Below are 16,530 nucleotides of genomic sequence, written 5' to 3' on the forward strand. Positions count from 1 at the left end.
GTATATACACCTGCTGATTTGAATGTTTCCGTTGCAGGAAACGATTCTCCATAGAAAGGAGGTGATCCAGCCGCACCTTCCGATACGGCTACCTTGTTACGACTTCACCCCAATCATCTACCCCACCTTCGGCGGCTGGCTCCTTGCGGTTACCTCACCGACTTCGGGTGTTGTAAACTCTCGTGGTGTGACGGGCGGTGTGTACAAGACCCGGGAACGTATTCACCGCGGCATGCTGATCCGCGATTACTAGCAATTCCGACTTCATGTAGGCGAGTTGCAGCCTACAATCCGAACTGAGACCGGCTTTTCTAGGATTGGCTCCAGATCGCTCCTTCGCTTCCCGTTGTACCGGCCATTGTAGTACGTGTGTAGCCCAGGTCATAAGGGGCATGATGATTTGACGTCATCCCCACCTTCCTCCGGTTTGTCACCGGCAGTCTGCTTAGAGTGCCCAGCTTGACCTGCTGGCAACTAAGCATAAGGGTTGCGCTCGTTGCGGGACTTAACCCAACATCTCACGACACGAGCTGACGACAACCATGCACCACCTGTCTCCTCTGTCCCGAAGGAAAGGTCTATCTCTAGACCGATCAAAGGGATGTCAAGACCTGGTAAGGTTCTTCGCGTTGCTTCGAATTAAACCACATACTCCACTGCTTGTGCGGGTCCCCGTCAATTCCTTTGAGTTTCAGTCTTGCGACCGTACTCCCCAGGCGGAATGCTTAATGTGTTAACTTCGGCACCAAGGGTATCGAAACCCCTAACACCTAGCATTCATCGTTTACGGCGTGGACTACCAGGGTATCTAATCCTGTTTGCTCCCCACGCTTTCGCGCCTCAGCGTCAGTTACAGCCCAGAGAGTCGCCTTCGCCACTGGTGTTCCTCCACATCTCTACGCATTTCACCGCTACACGTGGAATTCCACTCTCCTCTTCTGCACTCAAGCTCTCCAGTTTCCAGTGCGACCCGAAGTTGAGCCTCGGGATTAAACACCAGACTTAAAGAGCCGCCTGCGCGCGCTTTACGCCCAATAATTCCGGACAACGCTTGCCCCCTACGTATTACCGCGGCTGCTGGCACGTAGTTAGCCGGGGCTTTCTTCTCAGGTACCGTCACTCTTGTAGCAGTTACTCTACAAGACGTTCTTCCCTGGCAACAGAGCTTTACGATCCGAAAACCTTCATCACTCACGCGGCGTTGCTCCGTCAGGCTTTCGCCCATTGCGGAAGATTCCCTACTGCTGCCTCCCGTAGGAGTCTGGGCCGTGTCTCAGTCCCAGTGTGGCCGATCACCCTCTCAGGTCGGCTACGCATCGTCGCCTTGGTAGGCCTTTACCCCACCAACTAGCTAATGCGCCGCAGGCCCATCCACAAGCGACAGATTGCTCCGCCTTTCCTCCTTCTCCCATGCAGGAAAAGGATGTATCGGGTATTAGCTACCGTTTCCGGTAGTTATCCCTGTCTTGTGGGCAGGTTGCCTACGTGTTACTCACCCGTCCGCCGCTAGGTTAATTAGAAGCAAGCTTCTAATTAACCCCGCTCGACTTGCATGTATTAGGCACGCCGCCAGCGTTCGTCCTGAGCCAGGATCAAACTCTCCATTAAAGACGTTACAAAGTAACGTCAACCTGTTTCGTCTTCATCCGCTCCAAGGAGAAGAACCGAAGATGAAACAATATAGAAAGAGCGATTAGCTCATGTTGAAACTGACGAGATAAAATATCTCATTTTTGCTTCCATTTCATACAGCCAGATGGCATGTACCAAAATTTCAGCATTGGATTTTATAAATAAAATCCGTACTCACTCGTTGTTCAGTTTTCAAAGATCAAATTCTTTTTCGCTGCGTTTTTCAGCAGCTATAAGATCATATCATGTTCATTTCAAAAATGCAAGGGTTATTTTATTCTTTTTTATGAAAATCATTTCACCCTAATTATTCTTTTTTTGAAACGGCTGTTTTGTTGTCAGCTCAAACAATATACCATTTTGCTTTACTGATTACCACAGGTAAATTATGCAACGTTAGCATTTCGGTGTATAGCTATGGTGTATTTGGGCATCTAGATAGATCGCCAGACCCGATCTAGTTTTGGTAGATGCTTTTGCCTGCTCTAGCTTGTGCACCACTTGTTCCTAGTAGCGCCTCACCGTTCCTACAAAAATATATTAATAGTAGAAAGGGCAATTAAACTGTGTAGTTTTAAGATAGAAGCCTGTGCAAATTATGAAAATGAGGACTTTCTCTATTCGATTTTCATGCAAGCTCCTTCCCCCTGACAGTTAGATAAACACAAAAAAACGACCAAATGGTCGTTTTTTGCTAGTCTATGCTCTCTTTGGACGCATCCATAACATGATAGGAAGTAATGCCAGTGCCAGAATTCCTCCCGCATAAGAAAGTATGGAATAGCTTGAATTTGCTACAATCATCCCGGACAGTGCTCCTCCCGAAGCTCCTGCCAAAGCAATAAGTACGTCCACCGATCCCTGTACCTTAGCTTGATTAGATGTTGTTGTCGAATCTACAATCAAAGCGGTTCCGCTAATCAGTCCAAAATTCCACCCTATCCCTAAAAGAGAAAGCGCCACAATAAGCATAACCATTGAATCAGTGGGAGCCAGCGCAGCTACTACGCCAGCAAGAAGTAGCGTTACAGCTGAAGCCATCGCCATCGCTATACGACCAACCTTATCGACAAGAATACCCGTAACCAGGGACGGAAGATACATAGCGCCAATATGAAAACCGATGACTAATCCTACTTCGCCGAGTCCATGTCCATGGTGCTTCATATGTACGGGAGTCATCGTCATAATCGCAACCATGACAATTTGAGTTATTATCATGATTAAAGCGCCAAGAGTAATTCCTTTTCTGCCATCACGAGTAGCCTCAGAATCAGAATTCGACTGGCTTCCTGGTGCTGTCTGATTCGCAACTGCTTTGGCTACCAATAAAGGATCTGGATGAAGAAGTAGCAATAATATTATGCCTGCTAATGTATAGGCTACAGCCGCTAAAAGAAAAGGTCCCGCTAAACTGGGAACTCCAATGGATAACGCAAACTCTCCCGTAACGTTAACTAAGTTGGGACCGGCTACCGCTCCGATCGTTGTAAAGACCATAGCCATACTCGCAGCTGTTGCTCGCTGCTTTGAATTAGCGAGATCTGTACCGGCATAGCGAGCCTGCAAGTTTGTAGCCGTTCCCGATCCATAAACAAGAAGGGAGATTAAAAGCAGGGTAATACTGTTCATAAGAGCTGCTACAACGACACCAACCGCCCCAACTCCCCCTGCAATAAAACCGAGTCCTAACCCCATTCGTCGGCCAAATCTTTGGGAAAACCGACCGACGAGGAGTGCTGCAACCGCTGATCCAAGTGTAAATAGTGCTGTAGGAATCCCCGTGAACTTATCCGTACCCAGCATATCTTGCGCCAACAACGCACCAACGGTTACTCCGGCAGCCAGTCCAGCTCCTCCAAAAATTTGAGAGAAAATAACGGTGATAAGCGTACGACGATACAGTTTTCTTTGCTTATCTGAAGATTCCACATAGGAATTGATAAGCGCTTGCTTCTTCTGCGAAGCATTCGTCAAATTCATTAAGGCTAACATCCTCCCCTGATTTCCTACAGAACAGTTATCTATTTTTTTCATCAAAAAGCGACGGTCTTATCGGCCCACTCGACAAGCTACATTTGCAGAACGAAAAGCATTCCAAGCTTCATGATCCTGTCACTTCGTTAAGAATAAAGTCGTTCCAATCGTGAACACTCTTATCCAAGTGTCTAGCTTTGAAGCCATGAGCTTGCAACAATTCAATAGCCCTAACCGCCATTAAGCAATACGGGCCTCTGCAATAAGCCACAATCTTCGAGTCGGCTGGCAACAGAGATAACTGCTCCGCTAATTCTTCAATTGGAACGGAAACAGCTCCCGGTATATGAGCAGTTTCATATTCATCTCGCGGCCGTACATCAAGAAGTGTGACCTCCCCTTTTTCCATCCGCATTGCCAATTCTTCCATTGTGACTCCTTCAACATCTGGGAATTGACCCAAAAATTGCTCTTTAATGTGTTGAACTTCAATTAACTGCTTTTCAGACAGATCATACAATGAATTTAAAAAGTGCAAAACAGATGAGTCAGAAAGTTCATAATAGACAAAGTTTCCTTGCTTTTTGGATTGAACCAACTTAGCCTGATATAGAGTTTGTAGATGCTGAGAAACATTGGCAACGGACATCGAAGTCATTTTAGAAAGAACTTCAACTGATTTGGGTCCTTGTATGAGAATATCAAGAATTTCCAACCTTTTCGGGCTGGACAAGCATTTTCCGATCCGTGCGTATTCGGTGAAAAGTCCATCTTTGAAATCTCGTTCGTTCACTATTAAACACCCCATTCACTAAACTATTCAATTAATTACTTTAATATTAACAACGAAATTATAAATCTTCCTTTTTTTCATGTCAATTCTGAAATATATTCAGTTTTCACGCAAAAAAGCCAGCTGCAAGAGCTGGCAAAAATTCATTTTCTCCTTTATTCCACTTTCAAGCTGATTTCTCCCTGTAATTCCCCATCTGCTGAGGCTTGTAGCAACAGTTCACCAGCTACATCCCCGGATTGTACGATTACAAGACACCTTCCTCTGTGTGTTCGTCTTCCTTTTCCCTTGAAAGGTTCATCACTGGTGAGATCCCCATTGTCTATTCCAAGGATACGGCCATCACCATGCAGCTCAAAGCTCAAATCAAAATCCCGGTTAGGTACAACGATCCCGTGTTGATCTATAACGGTTACTTCCACATGAGATATCTCATGCCCATCAGCAGGTAGAGTCGCCCGATCAGCCTCCATTTTTAGAGCATAAGGAAGCTCGGCGGTAGTCAGTTCATGTTCACAAACCTGCTGATTCCCATTGCGGCCTATAGCCCGAATTTTGCCTGGTGTATAGGGGAGTTCCCATAGGATTAAATGATTAGGGTAATCAGCCAACTTTCTCTCACCGTATGATTCCTCGTTCACGATCAATTCTACGCTCTCGCAGTTGGTAAAGGTAACCAACCGTATCAGTTTTCCTGCGTATTCAGGAAATGTCCAATGATCTTCCATAGCTGGCGATTTCCAGTGCATTGTCCATGTTGGATTATACTCCGATTTCATATGCTCATTAAATACGGCTATGTTCACAACTGGCTGATCAGACCAAAGACTCTGCTGGAGATAAGATACAGGTTTGCGAAACCCACACGTGTCAATCAGGCCGGAGGACCACCCTTTGGAGGGGTAGCTTGTTTCTCCCAAATAGTCGATTCCACTCCAAACAAATTGACCAATCACATAATCATGATTAGCGACATCAAACCAGGGGTTCAGGGGCAAATAACCTTTAACCCGGTTATCTTTACCCCGATAATATGGGAACGTCTCTGTTCCAAGGATAAGCGTATCCGGCATGGCCGCTCTATAGTGCTCGTACCACTGTTCTTGATAGTTCAGCCCCAGTACATCCACTCGTTGGGCCAGTAGCTTGGTATGCTCCACCTTGGCCTCAATCGAACCATCACGCAAGCTGATCGGTGTATTATGCGGCTCAAGCGCGCAGGTAACAGGCCGGGTCGGATCTTTTTCATGGCAAAAGGCAACGAGCTGCTCCAACATGTTTAGCATGGACGGTTGACCTTGGTTCTCCACTTCATTACCAACGCTCCACATAAAAACACTAGGATGATTTCTGTCTCTAACAAGCATGGCCTCCAGATCCTTTGCCCACCATTCATCATATACATGCTCATAGGAAAGAGATTTCCATTTGTCAAAAGCCTCATCCACCACCAAGAAACCCATATGGTCACATAAGTCTAATAATTCGGGCGCCATAGGATTATGCGCAAAACGGATTGAGTTGCAGCCCATTTCCTTCAGCTTCTCCAGCCTTCTCTTCATGGCTGTATCATGGTAAGCAGCCCCTAGGCAGCCTAAATCATGGTGAATGCACACTCCCTTCAGCTTCAAGCTGCTTCCATTTAGCAATAATCCTTTTTGAGAATCGAGGATCACTTCTCTTATGCCAAAAGGGATACGATAACGATCCACCTCAGTATTGTCGCAATAGATCGTCGTTTGGGCTTCATAGAGCACTGGGTTGTCCGGTGACCATAATTCTGGTTCTATAACTTTCGTTTTCTGCTCAATTTCCTCTGTTTCAAAGCCCGCAAGAGCTACTCGGTTTTCAATTTTTCCTTTTAGTTGTCCCTGTGAATCCAGTATTTCAGTCTTAATCGTACACTCTACGGCATGCTCATGGTGATTGCTGATCTTGATTCTGGCACTCACCTTGGCTTCATCTGGCGAAATTTCAGGTGTGGTAATAGTAGTTCCCCATTCGGTTACGTGAAGATAATCCGTATAAATCAGCCACACATTACGATAAATACCGGCCCCCGAATACCATCTGTCAGGCGGAAGAAGCGTATTGTCCACTTTGACGGCAATTACGTTATCCTCGTCCCACCGAATATATGGAGTCAAATCATATTGAAAGCTAACATACCCATAGGGCCGCTTGCCCACAAAATGCCCATTGAGCCAAACCTCACTATTACTGTGAATGCCATCGAATTGTATGTATACGCGCTGTTTTGGAGAGGAGGGCTTCACATTAAAATGCTTTCTGTACCACCCAACAGACCACCTGGGCAAATAAGCTTGATTGCCGCCATACAGCATATGTGGATCAAAGGACTTTTCAATACTCCAATCATGAGGGATATGAAGGTCCTGCCAATGCCCATCGTTATAGTCTGTCTTCTCAGCGCCCGTGTAATTCCCTTCTATAAATTTCCAGTCCGTTCTGAACGGCATAATCACTCTGCTTCCCATTATCTTGCCTCCATTTCATAAAGTAGATGAACGGATATAAACAACAGTGCGGGATGATCATCAGCATAGGTATGTTCTCTCTTACAATATTTCAAACACGGGGCGATCCTCAACAAAGTAGACGGGGAGCGTTGGAAATTGGACGGAAAGTGTTTCAGCAAGATACTTCATACCAGGTGCTTCACTTTCAGCATGTCCCAGCATGATCAGTGCTTTATTTTGCCCTTGATAGACAGCGTCTTTCACATATTCCGGTGTTTCCCATTCGGGCCCTTCACCAGCAATGATCAGGTCTACATTTTCATGTAGAAATAATGGTATGGCTAGTTCACCACCTCCCCTATATCCGACTAAGATTCCCACTCGTTCACACGGCATAGATACCTCGCCAGCTACTCGTACATAACGAATCTGAAGTTTGGCTTTCATATATTCAGCGATCTCCTTAACTTCCATAGCCGGAATAGCCAAAATGGCGGAAGAAGGCTGCTGCTTCACAACGTAGGGGTGCCAGTTAAGCGCCTGAAGAAGTCCAACCATCACTCCATCCGGTTGATAACGATGTATGGTGTCATGAAAGCGATAAATGCCTACGCCTGAATCGGCGACCAGGCGAGATTTGTGCAAATAGACGGGATCATGTAGTAAACATTCCTGCATCCCGTGATGGCTATAATAAATACTTTCATGCGTAATGATAAAATTCGCGCCAAGCGAAATAGCTTGTTCTATCACATATTGCGATGCACAGAAAGCGGTTACAATTCCTTGAATCTCAGTATCCCTGAGCTCTGGGTTAAGCAGATCTACGGTCGTATTGGGTATGTCTATTCCCTTTGTCAGATGATTCACCATCTGCCCCATAGTCATGGTCATACACGTATCCCTCCCCATAAAAAATATGTATCAATTGTACCATTTTATTCTATTATGGGGTCTATTATTTCTAGCAAAATAGCCAGCTCCAAGTGAGCCAGCTGTTTTGCAAAAGCATCTATTTTTTACTTCAGAACTCCCAAAATAGAGTCGATTCGTTCTTTGGCTCCTTGCCAAGATACCATGACCGGGAACTCATATTGCTCTCTTGCTCTCAAATTCCATGGATGAGGAATACAAAGCACCTTCTTCCCCTCCTGTAGTGCAGGCACCAAATTGTGGGGACCATCATCAATTAGAAGGTCATAGTTAATCAGATTCTTTCGTTTACATGAAAAAAAGTTCTCGATCGGAATGAATGGCATATGCCTTTGAAGCCAATTCCATTTCTCCACGACGGTTTTCGGTTCTGCCGCTGTCACAATAATGACATCAAAAGCATTGCAAAGCTTCTCCATTTCTTCTACGACATACTCGTCATACAGTTCAAGTTCCTCAAACAAACCCGGTCGTCCATAAAATACATCATGTGTGCTTTTGGGATGACGTAGATGATCGGTGTTCCAATCTAACATTTCTTCATAACGAAGCGGATGAGTGGGAAATTCACTATTGTTATGGTATATAGCCCGTTTGACGAGATGACAGATCGTATCGTCCATATCGACTGCTATGATTGGTTTTCTCATCATCTGCCCCTATCTATTCTGTTAAAAGTATTACGGGAATATCATACAACAATTTAATACTGGGGTGAAGCTGGGTATCGACTATATCATTGGTGCTCACATGACTCCTGATAACTCCCCAAACATATTGTTAGGCATTTTACATAAAACAAATCTATTATAATAAAATGTTAGGTTTTATTTTATTATTTTTAGCTAACTTATCAATAAAAACCATCAAGAAAACATGTCATATTAGAGAGAATAATCATAATATAACCTTTGAAAACACTATTTTAATAAGAAATTCGTACATAAAATATTTCGAAAACAAAAATAAACTAAAAAAAATCAATTGAATAACAAATGCACAAATGATAGAATAACGAAAAATAACTATTTCAAAAATGGAAGCGCTTTATATTGTGTTTAGCTTACTGCTATTTACATACTTACATACCTACTCCACCTCTACATAGCAGGAAGTTGAATAATATATTTTAGGGAGGAAATAAAAGTGAAAGCATTGTTAAGAAAAGCATTATTGTCTGGACTCGCTGGTCTGCTTATCATGATTGGTTTGGGGGGATTCTTCTCCAAGGCGCAAGCTGCTTCAGGGTTTTATGTAAGCGGTACCAAATTGTATGACTCTACAGGCAAGCCGTTCGTTATGAGAGGCGTCAATCATGCTCACACTTGGTACAAAAACGATCTTTATACTGCCATCCCAGCCATTGCCAAGACAGGTGCTAATACCGTTCGGATTGTCCTTTCTAACGGAAACCAATACACCAAAGATGACATAAATTCCGTGAAAAATATTATCTCCCTGGTCACAAGTTATAAAATGATTCCTGTACTTGAGGTTCATGACGCTACGGGTAAGGACGATTATGCGTCTTTGGATGCGGCTGTGAATTACTGGATTAGTATAAAAGATGCCCTGATCGGCAAGGAAGATCGGGTCATCGTGAACATTGCGAACGAATGGTATGGCTCCTGGAATGGAGGCGGTTGGGCAGATGGGTATAAGCAAGCGATTCCCAAGCTGAGAAACGCAGGTATCAAAAATACGCTCATCGTCGATTGTGCTGGTTGGGGGCAATATCCTCAATCTATCAATGACTTCGGTAAATCTGTATTTGCAGCTGATTCTTTGAAGAATACGGTATTCTCCATTCATATGTATGAGTTCGCTGGTAAAGATGTTCAAACTGTTCGAACCAATATTGATAACGTTCTGAATCAAGGACTTCCATTGATTATTGGTGAATTTGGCGGTTACCACAAAGGAGCTGACGTCGACGAGACAGAAATCATGAGATACGGCCAATCCAAAGGCATAGGCTGGTTAGCCTGGTCCTGGTACGGCAATAGCTCCGACCTTTCTTATCTTGATCTTGTTACAGGACCTAACGGCAATCTGACCGATTGGGGCCGCACTGTGGTAGAAGGAACCAACGGTATCAAAGAAACATCGAAAAAAGCCGGTATCTACTAAAAAGACAATGAGAATATAAAAAGGCTCATGGATTGATTCGTGCAAAAGGGTGCATTGTTGCGCCATTTTAGAAAAAAGAATCAATCTATGAGCTATTCATTTTTAATACTTTGCACTAAAGTATTCGCTGAGCGCCTCTGCTCTTGCACTCCCTAATTTATACGGTGATTTGGATTTCATACACAGGCACAATACTGACCGTGCCAATGTCCGCAATTCGTTCCTCCGTTGTCTCTTTCCAGCCAGCCATGGTCGTATTGCTATTAAGAACCTTGCCCTTTCGAATTGGAGAAACATATACGTACATCCCTCGCTCGATAAGCCGATGTTTAAATGATTTTAAACCTATTTCCCAGGTCGTATGGTTGCAGAAGTTATCGTGAATCAGTTCACCATCAATAAATGCATAACCGATATCTCCCGTATAATCGATACGCAGCAGAGCCTCCTTGACCCCATCAAGGGCATTTGTTTCAAAATCAAGGACGAATTTATCATGATTCACCCTTTTCAGATTAAAGTGTATTTCCTTCTTAGGAACTCTGAACCGATACGTTGTAAATAATTCACTTTCTGTTGTTGCAAGCAACTCTCCACCGGATATGGATGTGATTGAGTCGTCAAAATCCGGGAATACACTCAGTGTTACAATCTCCTGATCTGTTGATTCCAGTTTCACCTCAGCTCCGGATACAAGTAAATTGGCACTTGTCAGGATAACTCTGTCTCGACCTTGCAGGTTGACCTTCCAAAACTCCAAGCTTTGTCCATCAGTCATCGTGTAAATGACAACTTTTTGGCCACTTTCAGATACCAGGCGGATGAGACTCTCTTCCTCTTCAGCAACCTGAATGATCATATTCTCATCCAATTGCTCTATCGAACCTTTGTCGATTGTGGCACGGATGATATGTTTTGATTCCAATGCATACGTTCCTTTTATCCCGTCTGGTACAAAGAAAAAATAATATATTTCTCCATCCTCTTCTATCCTTGTTATCAGCTGTACTGTTGCATATTTGAGCTTTATTCCATCCAAATTGAGGTTAAAAGGCAAAATAGCGAAGCTATCCCGTCCTAATGTCAGTTCACCTTGACTAGGGATTACAATCGTTTCCTCAGGCAGCTCAATGCTTACATTGAAATTGCACAGGTCGTAATTTTCAACATGGTCCTGAAAATTATTTAGAAACAGGTACCCCGCCCCGGCACTGGAGCGAATCGCATATCGTAAGGTATCCACATCATATGGGTTCATTGGGGACGTGTCCTCTGGCAAAATAGTCTTCGTCAGAGAGAATTGCTTTTGAAACGTTGAAAGAAAATAATGCTGTAGCTTTGTTCTTCGGTATGACTCCCTTATTTGACCGAATTCTCCAATCATGGCATTGAAATCATAGGATATTTTAGGTGTAGCCATATCGTTTGTGAACGGGTTAACCTTACCTCGCGGATTGGAACCCCCATGATACATATAGTATCCGATCAGTTACAGCCTTCTGCAACCTTCATGACAGTCATCGCTGGAACACTGCGATAGGGAAAGGCAAACCGGTATTTATAAAACTGAACCATACCGCCACCCATTTCGCAGCAAGCGTACGGATAGTCTTCCGGGGCGTATAGGGGCTCAAAATTGTAGCTTTTCGGAATCTTGTTATTATGCTTGTCTCGGAAAATGTATTCCGGTGTCGCAGGATGCTCATCCTTCCCCTTCAACCGTTCCTCTTCATAATAGATCCACGGCCAGTAGGCATATCCGCCCCATAATGGCAGCATATCAGGAACAGGCGTTGTCGCTCCTCCCCATCCTGTGCATGTATAGATCGGAGTATCAATCCCCGCTTTCAGAGCTATTTCTTTAAGTTTTAACATATGCGAATTACCGTCACTTCCAGAGTTTAACCACATATCATTAATTCCTACAGTCAATCCCCACTGAGCAGAGGAATGATGATGCTCGTTTTCGATTTGGGTGCCGATAATCGGCCCCCCTCCTTATATAACAGCCCTTTAACCTGAAGACCGATTTCGTTATACATTCTTCTCGTATAAAACAAATATCCCTCATCATTAGAACGAACCTCAAATGGGCGGCCAAATAGCCAATCCGGTATACCGCCGTTTCGGATTTCGCCATGATTGAAGGGTCCGATTCGGATAATGACATAGAGCTGATGTTTGCCACATAACTCAATAAAATAGCGGAGGTTTTTGTTCCCACTCCAATTAAAAACACCTTCAACTTCTTCATGTAGATTCCAAAAAACATAAGTCGCAATGATATTGACGCCACCCATTTTTACTTTAATAATTTCGTCTTCCCAACAGCGTTCATCATAGCGTGCATAATGGAATTCACCACAAATCCCGAAAAAAGGATCTCCATCCTTCTCCATAAAATAGTTGGTGAATCCGATTTGTTCTCCCTTTGGATTGGTGCCGCCAAGTTTGAGATGCCCTTTCACAATATGCTTGTGATCATCTTGGACCGTAATTCGATAGTTTTTCATGAAGTTCACTCCCCTCACTCGTTCATATTGAATGACACCAGCTATCTCAGAGACAATAGATTGTCTAGGAAGGAACCTCTAATCTGAATTTAGGATAAATTGGTTCCACTTGCGCTGCCAGGCTATATCATTCCAGAACGGATGATGCGGAGCACAGTTGGAGCAGAGGGTCATTCCCCAGAACCCCAGTGCCATTCCTTTTCGCAACACATATTCAGCTATATATTTACCGACTGGACCTTCTTCAAATTGGGCATGCAGGGGTGTATAGCCTACGTAACCTTCTCCTATGACAATTGGAATACCGGAATGACGGGTCCATTCATGAATCTCTTCCAACCGGGAGTCGGCCTTCTGCAACATGGCCATTTTATGATCTCCGTACCGATCGTACAAAAATAAATCCCATTGATCCGGATCTACCCAGTCGTGTAAATAAATAAGCCTCATGCCAACGGGATTGCCCTCCATCCGCCAATTTTGCTCTGGAGGCAGAGCCCATTCTGCAAATGGAGGGGCATCTTCCCTCAATAGGGATTGGACGAATGGATTGGGGAATGGCGCCAGCTCATTATCAAGCCCTGCCGCTTCCATCAGCTCATTCAGCACCCCTTTAATATAAAGATGAAAATGGGCCACCTGCATATTGCGCGCCACGTAAGCTTTGGGGTAGGCTTCATTTAGTGTATAGCTGGCTGTCATCATAATATCTGAATGGCTTTGGCGAAGATATTCAATCGCTTCTTCTACGTAGGGCTGCATTGCTTCAATAAGCGCTGGTATGTTTGTTTCCGCTATGCCTTCAGACGTTCCGACAGCGTTTAACTGCCCAAACTCCACTTCGTTATGTAACTCTGTATAGATAATCTGATCCCTATAGCCTGCTGCTGTAACAAAACGAATCAACTGATCCATTGATTTTGCAATCGTCATGAATCTTTCCTTAGGTGGGATCGCAGCTAATTCATCTCTAAGCTCAGCATGGGCCAGGAAGGTCGGACTCTGCTGATATTCCCAAGAGGATAATATAATGTGACAATTATGAGCCTTTGCCTGTCTAAACAGTTCGAGCAAATGAGCATGCCCATCCAGCACTGCACCGCCGCGACAGTTATACCAGCGCGTACGCTGGCCCACTTTCCCCAGACTCGCAAACTCCAATGGACCTGGGCGTTTGCCATCCACCGTAAACAACATAAAGGGCATAGCGCATATTCGGATCGTATTGTAGCCTCTTTCGACCGCTTCCTGAAAACGAGCTGCCAGGTCGCTGTAGGGCTCCCCCTCCTGTGTCATGGTATACCAAGAGAAGTCCCACATCGTGATCGTCAATTTACGCGGTACATTTCTCATCAGATTACTCATGTGATTTCCCCCCCAGCCCCAGTCCATAGGGTTCAATGCTCCTTAATCTACAAGCCTTCCGCAGCCCTTCTACAGCCTGTTCACTCTGACCGGTTACCTTCATTTTCAATTCATCACTCCCTCATAATCGCTCTTATATCAAAGCTTACAAGTAAGCGGTATCACAGACAATTGACAATCCACTGTTTATGATGGACTATATACGTATTTCATCATTAGAGCCACCTACGGCTGGGAGATAAATAGATTATGACTAAGAAAGCCGATGATTTTGAACGTAAAAAGGTATATGTCCTTCCTCCCTATATGCTGAGAAAATTAAAAATGAATCCGCTTACGAAAGATTTATATATTACGGATATAGGCTGCTTTAGCCATGCCCGTCATCATTTTCGTGAAAGAACAAATGGCTGCGACTCTCATATATTCATTTACTGTGCGAGTGGAAAGGGCTGGATACGAACCAAGGATAACCAAACCATTGTCCTGAAAGAGCGAAGCTTTGCGTACATTCCTAGGGACATGCCACATGCTTATGGGGCTGACGATGAAGATCCATGGACAATTTACTGGTTTCATCTTAAAGGGGATCAAATGGATGATTTTATGGATTTGTTTGAGCCGTTTAAAATGTATATTTCGCTGGCTGCCAGTGATGAAATCAAACTGCTGGAGCTATTTCATCAGTGTTACGACCTTTTACTGAACAAATCATACTCCATGATACATTTAGTTCAAGTATCGCAAACCATCCGCTATCTGCTGAGTTTTGTTGTATCCGTTGCAGCTCGCAAGGAAGACAGCACGTACCAGAGCCATGTCGATAAAGCCATACGTTATATGGGCGAACAATTGGAATCCACCGTTTCGCTTGATGAGCTTAGCCAGCATGTTCAGGTATCCAAGCAGCATTTAAACCTAATATTCAAGCAATCAACCGGGTATTCCCCTGTCGATTACTATTTAAGAATGAAAATTCAAAGAGCCAGTCAGCTTTTGGATTTAACGAATGCTTCTATTAAAGAAATTAGCATACAACTCGGTTTTAGGGACCCTTATTACTTCTCCAGGCTATTCAAAAAAATAATGGGCTGCTCTCCTCTGGCGTACCGAAATAATTTAAAGGGCTGATCCATAGATGATCTTCCCCCTACACGGATCATTTACGGATCAAGAGGCAAGGTCTATACTTAAGTACAAAAAAGGAAGTTTTGTATGCTCCTAACGTTGAATCGTAGACTCAATTCAGCTATGCCGCTAATCACACCCATCAGCATTCTAATCGGCGTCCTGATCGGTACGCCGTTGTCCCAATATACTGAGCTTTCTCCCTGGCTATTTGCCTTCATGACCTTCGCGGGCAGCATCAGCATGGGGTTCAAGGATTTTATCCATATAATCAAGCATCCGGGTCCGCTGATCGCCTGTCTGTTTATTCTTCACCTAGCCATGCCGCTTCTCGCCATGCTGCTTGGGCATCTGGCTTTCAGTGACGATCCTTATACGATTACTGGACTGATTCTTGGTGCAGCTATCCCTACTGGCATTTCCAGCTTCGTCTGGGTTAATATCTACAAAGGCAATACAGCCCTTACATTGGCGATCATTCTAATCGATACAATTTTGGCCCCGTTCGCTGTGCCCGGCATTATGTCCCTGCTGATCGGAGCGAATGTCCAGCTCGACACCTGGGCAATGATGCAAAGCCTGTTCTGGATGATTGTCGTTCCTTCATTAATTGGCATGGTGCTGAACGAATGGACCAAAGGAAAGATTAAGCAGGTGTGGGGGCCTCGGCTGGGCCCGTTCTCCAAGCTAGCTATGGCTCTGGTCGTCATGATTAACGGATCTGTCATCGCACCTTATCTGGTTGACTTTAATCTCAAGCTTGTCGGAGTATGCCTCTCCATCATTATCCTTGCCTCCACTGGATATGCGATTGGTTACCTCATATCATGGCTGATGCGGTGGAATAATGCAGACCGAACGGCGCTGGTCTTCAACGGCGGCATGCGCAATATTAGCGCGGGGGCTGTGCTAGCCATCACCTACTTCCCGGCTCCCGTAGCACTGCCCGTTGTACTCGGAATGATTTTTCAGCAATCCACAGCATCTCTGGTCGGATTTCTGCTGAGCCGCCGCGACCGCGCCAACGCTAAGAATAAGCGCAGTACGCTCTCTGCTTCCTAAAGTCGGAGCGGTTACAATTATTAATAAAAAGAAGCCGCCAACATGGCGGCTTTTTTATGATTACCTGTATCAATCCTCACTCATGACCTTATTTAGTTTTTCATAAACAGACAACAAGGCCTCTCTTTCTTCTTCAGTTAGGTTTTCAAATAGTTCTCTTCTAAGCTGTCGTCCGTCTTCCTGCGCTTTATTTAGCATTCCGACACCAGCGTCAGTTATTTGCAGGTACACAATCCGCCGGTCCTCCTCATCCGCCACTCGTACAGCCAACTCCTTTTTTACAAGCTTTCCAGATAGATGGGTTAATGTCGGAGGAGTTAGCCCCAATAACCTGGCCAGATCAGAAGGGCGGCACTTTCCGTAATTATTTAAGTACGAAAGAATAAGGATATGTGATACCCCTAGATTCTCATTAAACATTTTATTCCACTTAATTAATAGGTTATTGGTAACCTGGTCCATAGCATGAATCAGCGTAAATATATTTTGTTCTTTCATTAATACTCTTTAACCTGCT

At 44.4% G+C, this 16,530-nt stretch carries 10 protein-coding genes, 1 rRNA gene and 1 pseudogene; 3 read left to right on the forward strand and 9 right to left on the reverse strand.

Annotated elements, in window-relative coordinates; translation table 11 throughout:
* Positions 1-54 precede the first annotated feature (54 nt).
* The 6 genes from G7035_RS05290 to G7035_RS05315 all read right to left on the reverse strand — a co-directional run bounded on the left by G7035_RS05290 (position 55) and on the right by G7035_RS05315 (position 8,465).
* A 16S ribosomal RNA gene (locus G7035_RS05290) occupies positions 55-1,608 on the reverse strand.
* 723 nt (positions 1,609-2,331) lie between these two features.
* Positions 2,332-3,615, reverse strand: coding sequence for an MFS transporter (locus G7035_RS05295; RefSeq protein WP_019686070.1), 1,284 nt, complete (start codon positions 3,613-3,615; stop codon positions 2,332-2,334).
* Positions 3,616-3,736: 121 nt separating this feature from the next.
* The gene (locus G7035_RS05300; RefSeq protein WP_019686069.1) at positions 3,737-4,402 is read right to left on the reverse strand and encodes an ArsR/SmtB family transcription factor; all 666 of its coding nucleotides are present in this window, start codon (positions 4,400-4,402) and stop codon (positions 3,737-3,739) included.
* Positions 4,403-4,557: 155 nt separating this feature from the next.
* Complete coding sequence (locus tag G7035_RS05305) at positions 4,558-6,900, reverse strand: glycoside hydrolase family 2 TIM barrel-domain containing protein (protein ID WP_182096034.1); 2,343 nt, start codon at positions 6,898-6,900, stop codon at positions 4,558-4,560.
* An 81-nt stretch (positions 6,901-6,981) separates the two neighbouring features.
* Positions 6,982-7,776: a Nif3-like dinuclear metal center hexameric protein gene (locus G7035_RS05310; RefSeq protein WP_019686066.1), complete on the reverse strand. Its 795-nt coding sequence runs from the start codon at positions 7,774-7,776 to the stop codon at positions 6,982-6,984.
* A 125-nt stretch (positions 7,777-7,901) separates the two neighbouring features.
* Positions 7,902-8,465, reverse strand: a complete 564-nt coding sequence (locus G7035_RS05315; protein ID WP_019686065.1) for a 5' nucleotidase, NT5C type — start codon at positions 8,463-8,465, stop codon at positions 7,902-7,904.
* 496 nt (positions 8,466-8,961) lie between these two features.
* Here G7035_RS05315 and G7035_RS05320 point away from each other — a divergent pair, with 496 nt between their 5' ends.
* Positions 8,962-9,945, forward strand: a complete 984-nt coding sequence (locus G7035_RS05320; protein WP_019686064.1) for a glycoside hydrolase family 5 protein — start codon at positions 8,962-8,964, stop codon at positions 9,943-9,945.
* Between the two features lie 157 nt (positions 9,946-10,102).
* Here the strand turns inward: G7035_RS05320 and G7035_RS27795 are convergent.
* Positions 10,103-12,458 (reverse strand): annotated as a pseudogene (locus G7035_RS27795) (beta-galactosidase).
* Positions 12,459-12,536: 78 nt separating this feature from the next.
* Positions 12,537-13,823, reverse strand: a complete 1,287-nt coding sequence (locus G7035_RS05330) for a cellulase-like family protein (RefSeq protein ID WP_029514811.1) — start codon at positions 13,821-13,823, stop codon at positions 12,537-12,539.
* Positions 13,824-14,072: 249 nt separating this feature from the next.
* Here G7035_RS05330 and G7035_RS05335 point away from each other — a divergent pair, with 249 nt between their 5' ends.
* Complete coding sequence (locus tag G7035_RS05335) at positions 14,073-14,954, forward strand: AraC family transcriptional regulator (RefSeq protein ID WP_019686061.1); 882 nt, start codon at positions 14,073-14,075, stop codon at positions 14,952-14,954.
* Between the two features lie 84 nt (positions 14,955-15,038).
* Complete coding sequence (locus tag G7035_RS05340; protein ID WP_019686060.1) at positions 15,039-16,013, forward strand: bile acid:sodium symporter family protein; 975 nt, start codon at positions 15,039-15,041, stop codon at positions 16,011-16,013.
* A 69-nt stretch (positions 16,014-16,082) separates the two neighbouring features.
* Here G7035_RS05340 and G7035_RS05345 read toward each other — a convergent pair whose 3' ends face one another.
* Entirely contained in the window at positions 16,083-16,511 is a 429-nt protein-coding gene (locus G7035_RS05345; RefSeq protein WP_017427986.1) for a MarR family winged helix-turn-helix transcriptional regulator, read from the reverse strand.
* Between the last annotated feature and the right edge of the window lie 19 nt (positions 16,512-16,530).

The sequence above is a fragment of the Paenibacillus polymyxa genome (genome assembly GCF_015710975.1).
Classification (GTDB): domain Bacteria; phylum Bacillota; class Bacilli; order Paenibacillales; family Paenibacillaceae; genus Paenibacillus; species Paenibacillus polymyxa.

Bases quoted from the DNA above. Each gene is read 5' to 3' on its own strand.
- G7035_RS05335 (WP_019686061.1), top strand. From the start codon at position 14,073: ATGACTAAGAAAGCCGATGATTTTGAACGTAAAAAGGTATATGTCCTT.
- G7035_RS05330 (WP_029514811.1), bottom strand. From the start codon at position 13,823: ATGAGTAATCTGATGAGAAATGTACCGCGTAAATTGACGATCACGATG.
- G7035_RS05305 (WP_182096034.1), bottom strand. From the start codon at position 6,900: ATGGGAAGCAGAGTGATTATGCCGTTCAGAACGGACTGGAAATTTATA.
- G7035_RS05295 (WP_019686070.1), bottom strand. From the start codon at position 3,615: ATGAATTTGACGAATGCTTCGCAGAAGAAGCAAGCGCTTATCAATTCC.
- G7035_RS05340 (WP_019686060.1), top strand. From the start codon at position 15,039: ATGCTCCTAACGTTGAATCGTAGACTCAATTCAGCTATGCCGCTAATC.
- G7035_RS05315 (WP_019686065.1), bottom strand. From the start codon at position 8,465: ATGAGAAAACCAATCATAGCAGTCGATATGGACGATACGATCTGTCAT.
- G7035_RS05345 (WP_017427986.1), bottom strand. From the start codon at position 16,511: ATGAAAGAACAAAATATATTTACGCTGATTCATGCTATGGACCAGGTT.
- G7035_RS05310 (WP_019686066.1), bottom strand. From the start codon at position 7,776: ATGACCATGACTATGGGGCAGATGGTGAATCATCTGACAAAGGGAATA.